The sequence below is a fragment of the Klebsiella sp. CSG-1 genome, assembly GCF_056521145.1.
The window spans coordinates 312,756-327,331 of record NZ_JBWNLD010000001.1 but is presented as its reverse complement, the minus strand read 5'-3'; the positions used below and the strand labels follow the sequence as shown (position 1 = coordinate 327,331).

The 14,576-nt window shown below is 55.9% G+C and carries 15 protein-coding genes; 9 read left to right on the top strand and 6 right to left on the bottom strand.

All coding sequences use genetic code 11. The features are described from left to right. The first annotated feature begins 4 nt into the window (after positions 1-4). The 6 genes from AC007G_RS01630 to AC007G_RS01605 all read left to right on the top strand — a co-directional run bounded on the left by AC007G_RS01630 (position 5) and on the right by AC007G_RS01605 (position 6,235). Positions 5-823, top strand: a complete 819-nt coding sequence (locus AC007G_RS01630) for an HpcH/HpaI aldolase family protein (RefSeq protein WP_073554281.1) — start codon at positions 5-7, stop codon at positions 821-823. Further along, positions 823-1,815, top strand: a complete 993-nt coding sequence (locus AC007G_RS01625; RefSeq protein ID WP_142630157.1) for a hydroxyacid dehydrogenase — start codon at positions 823-825, stop codon at positions 1,813-1,815. The genes AC007G_RS01630 and AC007G_RS01625 overlap by 1 nt, the downstream gene beginning before the upstream one ends. Before the next feature lie 26 nt (positions 1,816-1,841). Beyond that, positions 1,842-2,837 carry an inositol 2-dehydrogenase gene (gene iolG / locus AC007G_RS01620; RefSeq protein WP_142630155.1) on the top strand — a complete coding sequence of 332 codons (996 nt, stop codon included), beginning with the start codon at positions 1,842-1,844 and terminating at the stop codon, positions 2,835-2,837. 165 nt (positions 2,838-3,002) lie between these two features. Continuing rightward, positions 3,003-3,929, top strand: coding sequence for a substrate-binding domain-containing protein (locus tag AC007G_RS01615; protein ID WP_032696389.1), 927 nt, complete (start codon positions 3,003-3,005; stop codon positions 3,927-3,929). 71 nt (positions 3,930-4,000) lie between these two features. After that, positions 4,001-5,053 (top strand): sugar phosphate isomerase/epimerase family protein, encoded by a 1,053-nt coding sequence (locus tag AC007G_RS01610; protein ID WP_032688829.1) that lies wholly within the window; start codon positions 4,001-4,003, stop codon positions 5,051-5,053. Between the two features lie 9 nt (positions 5,054-5,062). Further along, entirely contained in the window at positions 5,063-6,235 is a 1,173-nt protein-coding gene (locus AC007G_RS01605; RefSeq protein WP_180888661.1) for a Gfo/Idh/MocA family protein, read from the top strand. 43 nt (positions 6,236-6,278) lie between these two features. Here the strand turns inward: AC007G_RS01605 and AC007G_RS01600 are convergent, their stop codons facing one another. Beyond that, positions 6,279-7,295, bottom strand: a complete 1,017-nt coding sequence (locus AC007G_RS01600) for a substrate-binding domain-containing protein (RefSeq protein WP_032688827.1) — start codon at positions 7,293-7,295, stop codon at positions 6,279-6,281. A 144-nt stretch (positions 7,296-7,439) separates the two neighbouring features. Between AC007G_RS01600 and AC007G_RS01595 the strand changes: the two genes are divergently transcribed. Continuing rightward, the gene (locus AC007G_RS01595) at positions 7,440-8,585 is read left to right on the top strand and encodes a phytanoyl-CoA dioxygenase family protein (protein WP_112150031.1); all 1,146 of its coding nucleotides are present in this window, start codon (positions 7,440-7,442) and stop codon (positions 8,583-8,585) included. A 62-nt stretch (positions 8,586-8,647) separates the two neighbouring features. On the opposite strand, the gene fur is transcribed toward AC007G_RS01595, so the two are convergent. The 4 genes from fur to ybfF all read right to left on the bottom strand — a co-directional run bounded on the left by fur (position 8,648) and on the right by ybfF (position 11,273). Then, positions 8,648-9,100 carry a ferric iron uptake transcriptional regulator gene (gene fur, locus AC007G_RS01590; RefSeq protein ID WP_015584881.1) on the bottom strand — a complete coding sequence of 151 codons (453 nt, stop codon included), beginning with the start codon at positions 9,098-9,100 and terminating at the stop codon, positions 8,648-8,650. Between the two features lie 292 nt (positions 9,101-9,392). Then, a complete protein-coding gene (gene fldA / locus AC007G_RS01585; protein ID WP_032696387.1) occupies positions 9,393-9,923 on the bottom strand; it encodes a flavodoxin FldA in 531 nt (176 codons plus the stop codon). 149 nt (positions 9,924-10,072) lie between these two features. Further along, on the bottom strand, positions 10,073-10,366 hold the full coding sequence (gene ybfE, locus AC007G_RS01580) for a LexA regulated protein (RefSeq protein ID WP_004859608.1): 294 nt from the start codon (positions 10,364-10,366) through the stop codon (positions 10,073-10,075). A 133-nt stretch (positions 10,367-10,499) separates the two neighbouring features. After that, positions 10,500-11,273 (bottom strand): esterase, encoded by a 774-nt coding sequence (gene ybfF / locus AC007G_RS01575; protein ID WP_032688823.1) that lies wholly within the window; start codon positions 11,271-11,273, stop codon positions 10,500-10,502. Positions 11,274-11,456: 183 nt separating this feature from the next. Here ybfF and seqA point away from each other — a divergent pair, with 183 nt between their 5' ends. Both seqA and pgm read left to right on the top strand, forming a co-directional pair. Continuing rightward, positions 11,457-12,005: a replication initiation negative regulator SeqA gene (gene seqA / locus AC007G_RS01570; RefSeq protein WP_142630153.1), complete on the top strand. Its 549-nt coding sequence runs from the start codon at positions 11,457-11,459 to the stop codon at positions 12,003-12,005. Positions 12,006-12,037: 32 nt separating this feature from the next. Continuing rightward, positions 12,038-13,678: a phosphoglucomutase (alpha-D-glucose-1,6-bisphosphate-dependent) gene (gene pgm / locus AC007G_RS01565; RefSeq protein WP_032688821.1), complete on the top strand. Its 1,641-nt coding sequence runs from the start codon at positions 12,038-12,040 to the stop codon at positions 13,676-13,678. Between the two features lie 183 nt (positions 13,679-13,861). Here pgm and kdpE read toward each other — a convergent pair whose 3' ends face one another. Next, a complete protein-coding gene (kdpE, locus tag AC007G_RS01560; RefSeq protein WP_032688820.1) occupies positions 13,862-14,539 on the bottom strand; it encodes a two-component system response regulator KdpE in 678 nt (225 codons plus the stop codon). Positions 14,540-14,576: the final 37 nt, after the last annotated feature.

Here is a 14,576-nt window from a genome sequence, read left to right as displayed (position 1 = left end):
AGTGATGAAAACGAATAACATCAAAGCCTGCTGGGCGGCGGGGATACCGGTGCTGAACGGGTGGCTGAGTATCGCCAGCGCTTTCAGTGCCGAAATCATGGCGGAGCAGGGTTACGACGCGTTGACGATCGATCTGCAGCACGGTTTTGTCGGGTATGACGATGCCAGGCCGATGCTGCAGGCGATGCGCGCCAGCGGCGTGGCGCCGATGGTACGCGTGCCGTGGCTGGATCCTGGGATGATTATGAAGGCGCTGGACGCCGGCGCCTGGGGGATCATCTGCCCGATGATTAACACCGCGGAGCAGGCGCGCGAGCTGGTCTCCTGCGTACGCTACCCGCCTGCCGGCAGCCGCAGCTTTGGCCCAACGCGCGTGACGTTTTCCACCGGCCAGGATTACGGCCAGCATGCCGATGAGCAGGTCGTCTGCTTCGCCATGATTGAGACCGCAGAAGCCGTACGCAATCTTGACGCGATTCTCGATACCCCCGGTCTGGATGGCGTTTACATCGGCCCGGCGGATTTAACCCTCGGTCTGACCGGACGTCGATACCGCACCGGCTTCGATCGTGAAGAACCGGAGATCGTCGCGGCAATCCAGCAAATTCTCGCGGCGGCCCACCGCGCCGGAAAGCGCGCCGGTTTGCATAACGGCACGCCAGAGTACGCGGCGAAGGCCGTCAGTTGGGGATTCGATCTGGTCACCGTCTCTAATGATGTCCAGCTGCTGCGTTCCGCGGCCGCCGCCAGCGTTCAACGCTTTCACCAGCTGCAGGGGAACACCTCGCCGGCCGGGAGCGTTTCGCCGAAGGGAGGTTACTGATGCCGCATGTTCTGGTGGCCGGGAAAATTCATCCCGCAGGAATTGAGCTGTTGCGTAGTGCGCCGGGATTTACCGTCGAACTGATTTCGCCGGTGAGCGTCGACAGCTATGCGCCGTTTTTGCCGCAGGCCGATGCCTTATTGATCCGTACCCAGCCGCTGACCGCCGTAGAGATTGCGAGCGCCCGGCAGTTGAAGATCGTCTCACGTCACGGCGTAGGTTATGACTCGGTCGATATCGCAGCGCTGAGCGCCCGGCACATTCCGCTGGCGGTGGTGGGCGATGTGAATTCGCGTTCGGTGGCGGAGCATACCCTCGCGCTGCTGCTCGCGTTGGCGAAGCGGGTCTGTTACTTCGATCAGGCGATTCGTGCAGGAGACTGGAACAGTCGTAATACCTTTTCTGCCGTCGAACTGGCGGAGAGAACGCTGTTTATCCTCGGATTCGGCCGTATTGGCAGGGAGGTTGCCCGACTGGCGCAGGCTTTTCGCATGAAGGTGGTGGCCTGGGATCCTTATGTGGCCGATAGCGCGTTTGCCGATCTCGGCGTTGCCCGGGTTCGGGATATCGACGCCGGACTGCAGCAGGCGGATGCCGTCACTATTCATCTGCCGCGGGTGGGCGATCGGCCGCTGATCGGCCGGGCGGAAGTGGCGCTGCTCAAACCCGGGGCATTGATTATTAATACCGCCCGGGGGGGAATTATTGATGAGGACGCGCTGGCCGGCGCGCTGGCCGCTAATCATCTCGGCGGGGCGGCGCTGGATGTTCTGGAATGCGAACCGGCGGATCTGGCCTCCGCGCTGCTGGAACAAAAAGAACGCCTGATCCTGACGCCGCACAGCGCCGGGTTGACCGGCGAAGCGGCGATGCGCATGTCGGTGTCGGCGGCGCAGAATATTATCGATTATTTCAACGAATGCCTGGAACCGTCGCTGGTCGTCAACCCTGAAGTGCTGGCGATCAATGCGGTGATGAACCCATTACCTTGAAGCCTGAAGATCCTGTGGAGAATACCATGATAAACGTTGCAGTCCTTGGCGCCGGGCGTATTGGCCATGTCCATGCGGCTAATGTAGCCGGTCATTGCGATGCTGTGCTGGCGATGGTTGCCGATCCCTTTATAGAGAATGCGCAGAAACTGACGGCGGCATATGGCGGAAGAGCGATAAGCGATCCGCTGGAGGCTATCGCCGACCCGACCATCGACGCGGTGGTGATCGGGACGCCGACGGATACCCACGTGAGCCTGATGCTGGCGGCAGCCCAGGCTGGGAAGTCGGTGTTATGTGAAAAGCCGGTCGATCTGGATATTCAAAAAGCGCGTGAAGCCCAGCGGGTGCTTGGAGAACGCGCCTCCCGGGTGATGTTGGGGTTTAACCGCCGTTTTGACCCGGGTTTTAGCGAAATTCACCAGCGTCTGCGGGCGGGAGAGATTGGCGAGCTACATCAGCTGCTGATTACCAGCCGCGATCCTGGCCTGGCCCCGATGAACTACCTCAAACATTCCGGGGGCATATTTCGCGATATGGCGATCCATGATTTCGATCTTGCGCGCTGGATCCTTGGCGAGGAGCCGGTGGAAGTCTTTGCCAGCGGTAGCCGGCTGTTTGCGCCCGAACTGGAGGCGTTGGGCGACTACGATACCGTGATGGTGCAGCTGCGTACCGCTTCCGGCAAGCAGTGTCAGATTAACTGCAGCCGACAGGCGGTATATGGCTACGACCAGAGGATTGAAGCCTTTGGCGCCGGCGGCATGTTGCTTAACGACAATCAGCGTGAGACCAGCGTACGCCGCTACGGCGCACAAGAGACGGAAGTTCGTGGCCCACTGCTTAATTTCTTTATGCAACGCTATACCGACGCCTATCGTCTGGAGATGGCGGCATTTATCCGTGCGGTAAAACAAGGGGGAGATGTACCGGTGAATATTCACGATGGCTGTGCGGCATTAGCGCTGGCAGACGCTGCACAATTATCGGCGGATACCCGGCAGGTCGTACAATTGAATTAACAGTTTTCTACAAAATATATCTGGATGAGTTGATGCCGCTGGCTATTTCCCCATGGTGGGACGGTGAACGCTTTGCTGAATATAGCCATTCAACGTAACCTGCCGGAAATTTTATTTATATTTTCGGCACACATTTAAAGCTAATCATTTATCTGGAAGATGAACATGAAAAAAATAACCTTACTGTGCCTTGCCTCGTTATTAGCCAGTCCTGCCGCCATGGCTCTTCAGGTTGGCGTAACGATGGCGCAAATGGATGATGTTTTCCTTTCACGGCTGCGCGGTTATATTGCCGAACGGGCAAAAACCTATCCCGATATGAAGGTGCAATTTGAAGATGCTCAGGGGGCGGTCGATAAATCGCTTGGCCAGGTGCAAAGTTTTATTAATGCGAAAGTCGACGTCATTATCGTTAATCCGGTCGATACTCAGGGGACAAAGAATATTACCGATGCGGCTCGCGCCGCGAAAATCCCGCTCATCTATCTCAACCGTATGCCCTCTGATTCGAAAATGGGCGATGGCGTAAGCTATATCGGCAGCGACGAGATCGAAGCCGGACGCATGCAGATGCAGTATCTCGCTGACATGGTGAAGGATCGCAAAAGCGTCAACGTCGCGATTATGAAAGGGCTGTTAAACAATGACGCTACCCGTTTCAGAACCCAGGGGGCGAAAGAGGTGATTGCTAAACACCCGAATATGCATGTGGTGCTCGAAGATACCGCGAAATGGATGCGTGAAGATGGTATGAATCTGATGAATAACTGGATACTTACCGGCGAGAAAATCGATATTCTTTCTGCTAACGCTGATGAAATGGCCATCGGCGCGGCGATGGCCATTAAAAGTAATGGCATGAAGGTGGGTAAAGATATTCTGGTGGGTGGGACCGATGGCGGAAATAATGGCCTGCAGGCCATGAAAACCGGCATGATGACCGTGACCGTATTTCAGGATGCCAAAGCCCAGGCCTTCGGGGCCGTCGATATGGCTGAGAAAATATCGAAAGGGGAAAAGGTAAAAGATATTGAATTTATCCCCTTCCAGTTAATTACCCCAGAAAATTATCAAAAATTCATGAACCATTAATAATGGATTGTCCGACGGTCAATGAGTGCACTGGTGATATTCACAAGTGCACATTTTATGACGGAGTTTTTATGCTTACGATGAAAGGTCCAGGCGTTTTTCTTGCGCAGTTTGCTCGCGATGAAGCGCCTTTTCATTCTCTGAACGCGATCGCCGGTTGGGCGGCGGAAAAAGGGTTTAAAGGGGTGGAGATTCCCAGCTGGGATGCGCGCCTGATTAACCTTGAGCGCGCGGCGGAGAGCCAGACCTATGCCGATGAAGTGCTGGGCATCCTCGATGAACACGGGCTGGCGTTGACCGACCTCGCCAGCCACCTGCAGGGACAGCTGGTGGCGCTGCATCCGGCCTTCGATCTGCCTGCCGATAGCTTTGCCCCGGCGGCGCTGCGCAATAATCCCCGGGAGCGCCAGCAGTGGGCAAGCGAGCAGCTGCTGCTGGCGGCAAAAGCTTCACGGCGGCTGGGCCTGACGAAGCATGTCACCTTTTCCGGTACCCTGCTGTGGCCCTATCTCTACCCCTATCCGCAGTGGCCGGAAGGGTTGATTGAAGAGGGGTTTACCGAGCTGGCCCGCCGCTGGACGCCGATCCTCAATGCCTTTGACCAACAAGGCATCGATCTGTGCTACGAAATTCATCCCACCGAAGACCTTCATGATGGGCTGACCTTTGAGCGCTTTCTGGAAAAAACCGGCAACCACCCGCGCTGCAACATCATGTACGACCCGAGCCATCTGATCTTGCAGGGAATGGATTACCTGACCTACATCGACCATTACCACGAGCGCATTAAAGCATTTCACGTTAAGGATGCCGAGTTTCGCCCGGACGGCAAAACCGGCGCCTACGGCGGTTATCAGCCGTGGAGTCGCCGGGCGGGACGCTTTCGTTCACCGGGAGACGGGCAGATCGACTTCGGGGCGATCTTTTCAAAACTGACCGGTTATGACTTTGACGGCTGGGCGGTTCTGGAATGGGAGTGCTGTTTTAAGAATCCGGAAGATGGCGCCCGGGAAGGGGCGCAGTTTATCGCGGAACACATCATCAAGGTGACCGATCAATCCTTTGATGATTTCTGTAAATCCTATGCCGATCGTTCGGTAAACCGAAGCATTCTCGGACTATAAGAGGGCAAAATGAGCAGACAAACTTTGCAGGGACGGCGTATTCGCTTAGGAATGGTGGGCGGCGGAGAGGGGGCTTATATCGGCGGAATTCATCGCTTTGCCGCCCGGCTTGACGATCGCTACGAGCTGGTGGCCGGCGCATTTGACGTCGATGCGGAAAGGGGACGGGCGTTTGCTCTCGACAATTTGATCGCCGAGGATCGTGCCTATACCGACTATCAGAGCATGGTTGCCGCCGAAGCGGCCCGCGAGGATGGTGTCGATATCATCGCTATCTGTACGCCGAATTTTACCCATTTCCCGATAGCCCGCGCCTGCCTTGAAGCGGGGATAGATGTCATTTGCGAAAAGCCGCTCACCACCACCCTGGCGGAAGCGGAGGCGCTGCAGGAGATCGTGGCGCGAACCGGGCGCTTCCTCGGCGTGACCTATACCTATTCGGGTTACCCGATGGTTGTGGAGGCGCGTGCGCGGATCGCGGCAGGTCTGCTCGGCAAGGTACGTACTGTACAGGTGGAATATCCGCTGGAGTGGATGGCCACCGGCGTGGAACTGAAGAATAACCCGCAGGCGGCCTGGCGGGTCGATCCGCTGAAAAACGGCCGCGGCGGATCGATTGGCGATATCGGTACCCACGCCTATCATCTGGCGGGCTATGTCACAGGGTTGAAGGCGCAGAGCGTGCTGGCTGACTTAGCCACTTTCGTTGAAGGCCGTGCTCTGGATGATAATGCCCATGTGCTGATCCGCTATGAAGGCGGCGCGCGTGGAATGCTGTGGTCTTCGCAGGTGGCGATCGGCTGCGCCAACGCGCTGCGTCTGCGGGTATTTGGCGAAAAAGGCAGTTTGATCTGGTCCCAGGAGCAGCCCAACGAACTGGTTTTCACTCCGTTAGAAGGGGTGACGCAAATCATTAAGCGCGGGCGCGCGGATCTGGATGCGCTCACGCAAGCGCGTACCCGCACGCCGCCGGGCCATCCTGAAGGCTATATCGAGGCGTTCAGCAACCTCTACAGCGGCTTCGCCGCAGCCTTGCATAGCCGTGAGGCGCAGCAGGCGCTCAGCCTGACGGGGGCCGCGGTACCGCAGGTGTATGATGGTCTTAAAGGCGTGGCGTTTGTCGAGGCGGTTGTCGACAGCCATGAGCAGGGGTCGCTGTGGGTCACGCCAGCATACCGCTGAGGCGATGTGGATGCGCACTCTTCACCGACTGCGCATCTTCCTTTCAGGTATACATATTGAACCGGGTGATGATGTTGATCCGTGAATAGGGTTTGAGCGAGTCGCCCTCAGGGATAAAACCGTGGAAGGCCAGCAAAGAGCGGAATGCGGTCTGCGCATCCAGCTGCAGATTGTGTTCTATCAGCGCATCGATTTTCCCCGCCTGCATCAGTGCCCGGTTTTCCCGGTCAAAATCATGGCCGATAAAGGTCTTTATGCGTCGGTTTCTCTCGGCGAAGGCGCGGATAATCCCCGCGTTACCGCCGCCGACGGTATAGACCGCTTCGGTATGCGGATGAGCATCAAGGTACTGGCACAGACAGGCGTACATCTGATGGTCAATGCCTAGTCCGCCGGCGACGACATTGATGCTGTTGCGCGGGGCAAACTGTTCAATTCCCGAGATAAATCCGGCAATACGCTCCCGCTCTCCGATGAAATCATTGCTGCCGGTGACGGCGGCGATTTGAGTGCTGTCGGCGCCCAGCCACTTTGACATCAAAAATGCCGCGGCTTTGCCCGCATCAACATTATCCATGCCGATGTAGCGCAGACGGGCGCTGGACGGAATGTCGGTGACGATGGTGACAACCGGCACGCGGCGTTTGAGCAAAGCGTCGATGGTGGAAACCAGCGAGGGGGAGTTCATGGCCTTTAAAATCACGCCGTGGCTGCTGAGCGCGCATTTTTTCAGCAGCGCGTTCATCTCTCGCTCGCTGATGTCCTCGTAACAGTGGAAGCGGAGCTGAATGCGAAAGGGGTTAAAGCTGGCTAACTGGCTGCTGAGCGCCTCCCTGACCAGCTCGCTAAAGCGTTCAGGGGTATGCATGATGACATCGAAATAGATCGTTCTTCCCTGGGCGAGCCCGGACTTTTGCAGCAGTTCCAGATCGGCCAGAGCCTGCTGAATGCGATGCAGCGTTTGCGGGTGTACCTGCCCCCGATGATGTAGCGCCCGGTCGATCGTGGCGAGACTCAGTCCTGACTGAGCGGCTATCTGCTTTTGGGTAAATTTTGCCATCGATCACATGAGGTTTTTATGAGGTGTTTTTGAGGTTCTTGATGTGGAGTCTAGCTGCTAAGTTATTTCTTAACAACGTTCGTTTTCGAGACGTTGAACAAAAAAATAACCGCCGTCTGGCACCCTTACCCCGTGGAGCTACTCATGACATCGCAATATTTTGTCCGACCCGATCGGGCCTCAGTTGAGGATTTCAACATCTTCTGTCAGCAGCAGGTGAACAAACAAGACTATCCGCTGGTCAGCGAAGTCGCTGAGGAAGTTCTGATTTACGACCATGACGTGTTAGCGCAGGTCGCGGCGACCAATAAACATGCGGTATTAAGCGAGCTACATCAGGGGCTCTCTTACGGTCCCGGCGTGCTGGTGGTACGCGGGCTTTATCAGGATATGGATGTCATCGACCGCGCTTCGGCGGTGTTTGAAACCATCATGGCCGATGAGTCTCGCACCCGGGTTCAGGCTGACCACTTTTCTCGCGCGGGGAACAATGGCCGGATCTGGAATGCGTTACAAAAGCTGGCGGAGCGTAGCCCGCAGACCTTCTGCGACTACTATGCTAATGAAATGCTTGGGTTAATTTGTCAGGCGTGGTTGGGACCTGCGTGGCGAATGACCGCTCAGGTTAACCAGGTACGCCCTGGCGGCGAAGCGCAGCAGCCCCATCGCGATTATCATCTCGGCTTTCAGCAGGGCGAGTTTGTTGCCGAGTTTCCCATCCCTGCGCAGATTCTGTCGCAGTATTTGACGTTACAAGGGGCGGTTGCGCACAGCGATATGCCGCTGGCGTCAGGGCCTACGCGCCTGCTGCCGTTTTCGCATCAGTATGAGCTCGGCTATATGGCCTACCGCCAGCCGGAGTTCGTCGACTACTTTAACCAGCACTATGTTCAGTTGCCGTTGCAAAAAGGCGACGGGCTGTTTTTTAACCCGGCGTTGTTTCATGCCGCCGGGAACAACACGACGACTGATCATGTTCGCACCGCTAATCTTTTGCAGATCTCCTCGGCGTTCGGCGTCCCGATGGAAGATGTGAACCATGAGCTGGTGTTGAAAAAAATCTATCCCCAGCTTCAGGACGGACAATATCGCGCGGGCGATTTTCAGGCGCTGATTGCCGTGGCTGCCCGGGGCTACTCATTCCCCACCAATCTTGATACCGACCCGCCATTAGGTGGAATGGTCCCGAAAACCCAACAGACTCTGGTGCGGGAAGCGCTGGCAAACCGGTGGGATGAGGAACAGTTTACTCGTGCTCTCGACGAGCATACCGCGCGCAGAAAAGGGTAGGCGTTTGCACATAAAAAAAGCCAACCGTCAGGTTGGCTTTTTGCGGTCCGCGCGGTGGGAAATTACTTTTCCAGCGCGTCGTGTGCATGTTCATCTTCGCGGCAGTCGCCTTCCGCACAGTGGCCGTAAAGATACAGGCTGTGGTTGGTCAGACGGATGCCATGGCGGTGGGCGATTTCACGCTGACGCGCTTCGATAGACTCATCGCTGAATTCGATCACTTTGCCACAATCGAGGCAAATAAGGTGATCGTGATGGTGCTGCTGGGTCAGTTCGAAAACAGATTTACCGCCTTCGAAGTTGTGACGAGTCACAATGCCAGCATCATCAAACTGGTTCAGCACGCGATAAACAGTAGCGAGACCAATTTCTTCACCCATGTCGATCAGGCGCTTGTATAAATCTTCCGCACTGACGTGATGGTTATCCGGTTCCTGCAGGACTTCCAGGATCTTTAATCGTGGAAGTGTGACTTTCAGGCCAGCCTTCTTTAATGCGGTATTGTTGTCAGTCATGCGGAATCTGTCCTGTTGCTAAACGATCTACTTCCATCAGCGGAAGTAATACAGAGAATCACCCGATGCAATGCGTCTCATTATAGAACTGCCATCGTTAAATGAAAACTGCAAGTATCGGGCCTTGTATGCTGTCAAAAACGAGGTCCCAGCTACAAACTGCGTCACCTGACCTCGTTAAATCAGAGGACATTGTACAGATATGTGATTAAAAGTTAAAAACTTGTAGCTATTAGTTTGATTGCTTCTATCTATTAATGCGGCGAAATTTAACGGTAACGCCGCACAATCATCAGGCGTTTTTGATTTCTTCGAGATGCAGCTCTTCAGAGACCTGCTTAACCCACTTAGTCACGCGTTCGTTGGTCAGCTCCGGCTGGCGGTCTTCATCGATAGCCAGACCGACGAAGTGATCGTCATCCGCCAGGCCTTTAGAAGCTTCAAAATGATAGCCCGCAGTCGGCCAGTGGCCAACGATGGTGGCGCCGCGCGGTTCAATGATGTCGCGGATGGTGCCCAGCGCGTCACAGAAGTATTCCGCGTAGTCTTCCTGATCGCCGCAGCCAAACAGCGCAACCAGTTTACCGTTAAAGTCGACCTCTTCCAGCGTCGGGAAAAAGTCATCCCAGTCGCACTGAGCTTCACCGTAGTACCAGGTCGGAATGCCGAGCAGCAGGATGTCGTAGGCTTCCAGATCTTCTTTGCTGCTCTTGGCAATGTCGTGAACATCAGCAACATCTTTACCAAGCTGCTTCTGAATCATTTTTGCAATATTCTCGGTGTTGCCCGTGTCGCTGCCAAAAAAGATGCCGATGATTGCCATGAGTAAAATAACCTCTTGAAACTTAATGATGTGGTAGTGGCGTAATGCCCGCAGATAACGGCAATCATAGCAGAACAGGAGAGGGCGCGGAAACAGCAATCACGCCCGACTGCACACTCTGCTACATGAAAGTGTTTTTTTGAGGATTTTCAGGCTTTATCCCGGCTGTGCAGGGTTGCCAGCTGGTTCATCAGCATCTCTTCGATCAAATCGCTGCGGTTCATATTGCGAGCTTCCGCCAGTTCGTTGAGCGCATCAACCGCTTCAGCGTTGAGTTTTAACTCCACACGCTTCAGGCCGCGAACTTTATCGCGTTTGAGCTGATTGCGTTTATTTATGCGCAGTTGTTCATCGCGCGAAAGCGGATTGGTCTTTGGTCTACCCGGGCGACGCTCGGTTGCGAACAAATCTAATGTCGTACGGTCCGTTTGTTCTTTTGCCATGATTCAGAGTGACTTCGGGGAAACAAGTTGCCGGGCTATAGCCGACACAGATAGCGCGCCATAATACATCAGGCGAACCGCTGCGCCAACGACCGCGGGCATTCTGCAGCGCGGTCGGGCAGTTTTTAGCCAGTTAAGCCTGCAAAGCGGTCAGATAGCGACGAATGGCGCGCAGGACGGCTTCCGGTTTCTCCGCATGTACCCAGTGGCCGGCGCCGGCGATGACGTGCGCCCGCGCCTGTGGGAACTGGGCGAGCAGGGTATCGCGATAGTCATCGGTGACGTAGGGGGAGTTGCCTCCCGGGATGAACAGGGTTGGATGAGGCCAGGCAGGAACCGTTTGCCAGCCCACGATGTGCGGATATTGATCCCATAACACCGGCACGTTGAAGCGCCACTGGCCATCAACGAAGGATTTCAGCAGAAACTGAATCACGCCTTCTTCCTGTAGATGTTCGCGCATCACCGTGGCCGCCTGCTGACGGGACGCGGCGCCGGCGTCGGTGACGGCATTGATGGCGTTGAAAATTTCATCATGACGGCGCACGTGATAGTCCACCGGAGCAATATCAATGGCGACCAGGCCTGCGATGCGCTCCGGCGCCAGCGCGGTGAGCGCCATGACCGCTTTTCCGCCCATCGAATGACCAATAAAGGTGGCTTTCTCTATCTGCCGATCGTCAAGAGTATCGAGCAGATCCTGCGCCATCGCCGCGTAGGTCATCTCCGGCGAACGGGGAGAAAGACCGTGGTTACGCATATCAACCTGCAAAATATCGTAGTCGTTCACCAGGTCGCGGGCGAGGATGCCCAGGTTGTCGAGACTGCCAAACAGACCGTGGACCAGGACAACCGGGGAATTATTGTGCGGATTTTGTGCAGATTGCGTGCGGCTATTTAATTTCATGGCAAAGTTCTTTTTTTCGCTTCGTCGGGTTAGGGTATTATGTTGGACATTCTGCCATCCGGCTGCAAGACCCAGAGCTATCTGAGTTTTACCGCCATCCTGGTTTGACGCTATCCGCGGTCAGGATTTGTCCTTATAATCCTGACAACTTGTATTCAGAATAAGATATCGCACTGGATTAAGATGAAAACAATTGAAGTTGATGATGATCTCTATCGCTATATTGCCAGCCACACCCAGCATATTGGCGAGAGTGCATCCGACATTTTACGGCGCATGCTGAAATTTTCCGCCGTTTCCCAGACTGCCGCACCGGCTGTAAAAATCGCTCCGGCGCCGGCAGCGACGCCTGCCGTCGAAGCGAAGCCCGTGAATCCGGCGAAAGATAAAGTCCGCGCGATGCGCGAGCTGCTGTTATCTGATGAATACGCCGAACAAAAACGCGCGGTGAACCGCTTCATGCTGGTCCTGACCACGCTGTACTCCTTAGATAACAAAGCGTTTGCTGAGGCCACCGAGTCTCTGCACGGGCGCACCCGCGTTTACTTTGCCGAAGATTCGCGGATCCTGCTAAAAAGTGGTAACCAGACCAAACCCAAACAGGTTCCTGGTACACCGTGGTGGGTTATCACCAATACGAATACCGGTCGTAAGTGCAGCATGATCGAACACATCATGCAGTCGATGCAGTTCCCAGCGGAATTAATTGAGAAGGTCTGCGGCACGATCTAGTTTTATTCACCTTGCATCAGAAGGATCAGGCAATGGCAATCGATAAGCGTGCGGGTCAGCCTGCACAACAGAGTGATTTGATTAACGTTGCTCAGCTGACCGCGCAGTACTACGTACTGAAGCCGGAAGCGGGCAACGCGGAGCATGCGGTGAAGTTTGGCACCTCTGGCCATCGTGGCAGCGCAGGGCGCCATAACTTCAATGAGCAGCATATTCTGGCGATCGCTCAGGCGATTGCGGAAGACCGCGCGAAGAACGGGATTACCGGTCCCTGCTACGTAGGTAAAGATACCCACGCGCTCTCCGAACCGGCCTTTATTTCGGTTCTTGAAGTGCTGGCAGCCAACGGCGTTGATGTTATCGTGCAGGAAAACAACGGTTTCACCCCGACGCCGGCCATTTCCAATGCCATCCTGGTGCACAACAAAAAAGGCGGTCCGCTGGCGGACGGCATCGTGATTACGCCGTCGCATAACCCGCCGGAAGATGGCGGTATCAAGTACAATCCGCCGAACGGCGGCCCGGCGGATACCAACGTCACCAAAGTGGTCGAGAATCGCGCTAACGAACTGCTGGCCTCGGGTCTGCAGGGCGTCAGGCGCCTCTCCCTCGACGCGGCACTGGCATCCGGTCATGTCAAAGAGCAGGATCTGGTGCAGCCGTTTATCGAAGGACTGGCGGATATCGTCGACATGGCGGCGATTCAGAAAGCCGGCCTGAAGCTCGGTGTCGATCCGTTAGGGGGTTCCGGTATCGAATACTGGAAACGCATCGCCGAGTACTACAAACTCGATCTGACTATCGTCAACGATCACGTCGATCAAACCTTCCGCTTTATGCACCTTGATAAAGACGGCGCCATTCGCATGGACTGCTCTTCGGAGTGCGCGATGGCAGGGCTGCTGGCGCTGCGCGATAAGTTCGATCTGGCGTTCGCTAACGATCCGGATTATGACCGTCACGGCATCGTCACGCCGGCAGGTCTGATGAACCCGAACCACTATCTGGCGGTGGCGATTAACTACCTGTTCCGGCATCGTCCGCAGTGGGGCCAGGATGTCGCCGTCGGTAAGACGCTGGTCTCCTCGGCGATGATCGATCGCGTGGTGAACGACCTCGGCCGTAAGCTGGTGGAAGTGCCGGTGGGCTTTAAATGGTTTGTTGACGGTCTGTTCGACGGCAGCTTCGGCTTCGGCGGCGAAGAGAGCGCGGGCGCCTCGTTCCTGCGTTTTGACGGTACCCCGTGGTCGACCGACAAAGACGGGATCATCATGTGCCTGCTGGCGGCAGAAATCACCGCCGTCACCGGTAAAAACCCGCAGGAGCACTACGACGAACTGGCCGCCCGCTTCGGCGCGCCGAGCTATAACCGTCTGCAGGCTTCGGCCACTTCCGCACAGAAAGCGGCGCTGTCGAAGCTGTCGCCGGAAATGGTCAGCGCCAGCCAGCTGGCCGGCGACCCGATCACCGCACGTCTGACCGCCGCGCCGGGCAACGGCGCATCGATTGGCGGTCTGAAAGTGATGACCGACAACGGCTGGTTCGCCGCACGTCCGTCAGGTACGGAAGACGCTTACAAGATCTACTGCGAGAGCTTCCTCGGTGAAGCACATCGTAAGCAGATCGAGAAAGAAGCGGTGGAAATCGTCAGCGAAGTGCTGAAAAACGCCTGAGTCAGGTGAAACGAACAGGCATTCTCAGGGGATTGTCGCCCTTTTAAAGGGCGGTTGATCCGCGGAGTGACGTAGAAGGGTTCCATGGTCATCATGGGACCCTTTTTTATGGCGCCATTCCGCCGTTCGCAGAGGTTTTCCTGCTTTATCGGTGGAGCCCGCAGGATGGCGACAGGAATCGCGCTACGGCATAAACCGATAGCCGATCCCCGTTTCGGTCAGTAAATGCTGCGGGCGCGCCGGATCGACCTCCAGCTTTTGCCGCAGATGCCCCATGTAAATGCGTAAATAATGGCTGTGTTCCACCGCATTTGGCCCCCACACCTGATTGAGCAACTGGCGCTGGGTGAGGACCTTGCCGGGATTATTTAACAGCACCACCAGCAGACGAAATTCAATCGGCGTCAGGTGGAGCTCTTCGTCACCGCGTACGATGCGGCGGGCGGGAATATCGACTTCAATATCGGCGAAGCGCACCAGCGGCTCGTCGGCTTGCGCGCCGGCATGTCGGCGCATCGCAACTCTCAAGCGCGCCTGCAGCTCGCCAATGCCAAAGGGCTTACTAAGATAGTCATCGGCGCCGGCGTCCAGCGCGGCAATTTTATCGTGCTCCTCAGTACGGGCCGACAGCACGATAATTGGCATCTGACTCCACTGGCGCACGTCGCGAATAAACTCATTGCCGTCGCCATCGGGTAGCCCGAGATCGAGGATGACTACATCAGGTTTGCGGGTTGCAGCTTCAATAAGGCCCCGTTGCAGGGTATCGGCTTCAAATACGCGCATACCGTCGGCTTCCAGCGCGGTGCGCAGAAAGCGACGGATAGCATGTTCATCTTCAATAATCAGTACGTTTATCACCCGTTATTCCCGTTCAGACAGATAGAACCCTCTCCTT

Bases quoted from the DNA above. Each gene is read 5' to 3' on its own strand.
- AC007G_RS01615 (WP_032696389.1), top strand. From the start codon at position 3,003: ATGAAAAAAATAACCTTACTGTGCCTTGCCTCGTTATTAGCCAGTCCT.
- ybfF (WP_032688823.1), bottom strand. From the start codon at position 11,273: ATGAAATTAAATAGCCGCACGCAATCTGCACAAAATCCGCACAATAAT.
- iolG (WP_142630155.1), top strand. From the start codon at position 1,842: ATGATAAACGTTGCAGTCCTTGGCGCCGGGCGTATTGGCCATGTCCAT.
- fldA (WP_032696387.1), bottom strand. From the start codon at position 9,923: ATGGCAATCATCGGCATCTTTTTTGGCAGCGACACGGGCAACACCGAG.
- ybfE (WP_004859608.1), bottom strand. From the start codon at position 10,366: ATGGCAAAAGAACAAACGGACCGTACGACATTAGATTTGTTCGCAACC.
- pgm (WP_032688821.1), top strand. From the start codon at position 12,038: ATGGCAATCGATAAGCGTGCGGGTCAGCCTGCACAACAGAGTGATTTG.
- AC007G_RS01595 (WP_112150031.1), top strand. From the start codon at position 7,440: ATGACATCGCAATATTTTGTCCGACCCGATCGGGCCTCAGTTGAGGAT.
- fur (WP_015584881.1), bottom strand. From the start codon at position 9,100: ATGACTGACAACAATACCGCATTAAAGAAGGCTGGCCTGAAAGTCACA.
- seqA (WP_142630153.1), top strand. From the start codon at position 11,457: ATGAAAACAATTGAAGTTGATGATGATCTCTATCGCTATATTGCCAGC.
- AC007G_RS01625 (WP_142630157.1), top strand. From the start codon at position 823: ATGCCGCATGTTCTGGTGGCCGGGAAAATTCATCCCGCAGGAATTGAG.
- AC007G_RS01605 (WP_180888661.1), top strand. From the start codon at position 5,063: ATGAGCAGACAAACTTTGCAGGGACGGCGTATTCGCTTAGGAATGGTG.
- AC007G_RS01610 (WP_032688829.1), top strand. From the start codon at position 4,001: ATGCTTACGATGAAAGGTCCAGGCGTTTTTCTTGCGCAGTTTGCTCGC.
- AC007G_RS01600 (WP_032688827.1), bottom strand. From the start codon at position 7,295: ATGGCAAAATTTACCCAAAAGCAGATAGCCGCTCAGTCAGGACTGAGT.
- AC007G_RS01630 (WP_073554281.1), top strand. From the start codon at position 5: ATGAAAACGAATAACATCAAAGCCTGCTGGGCGGCGGGGATACCGGTG.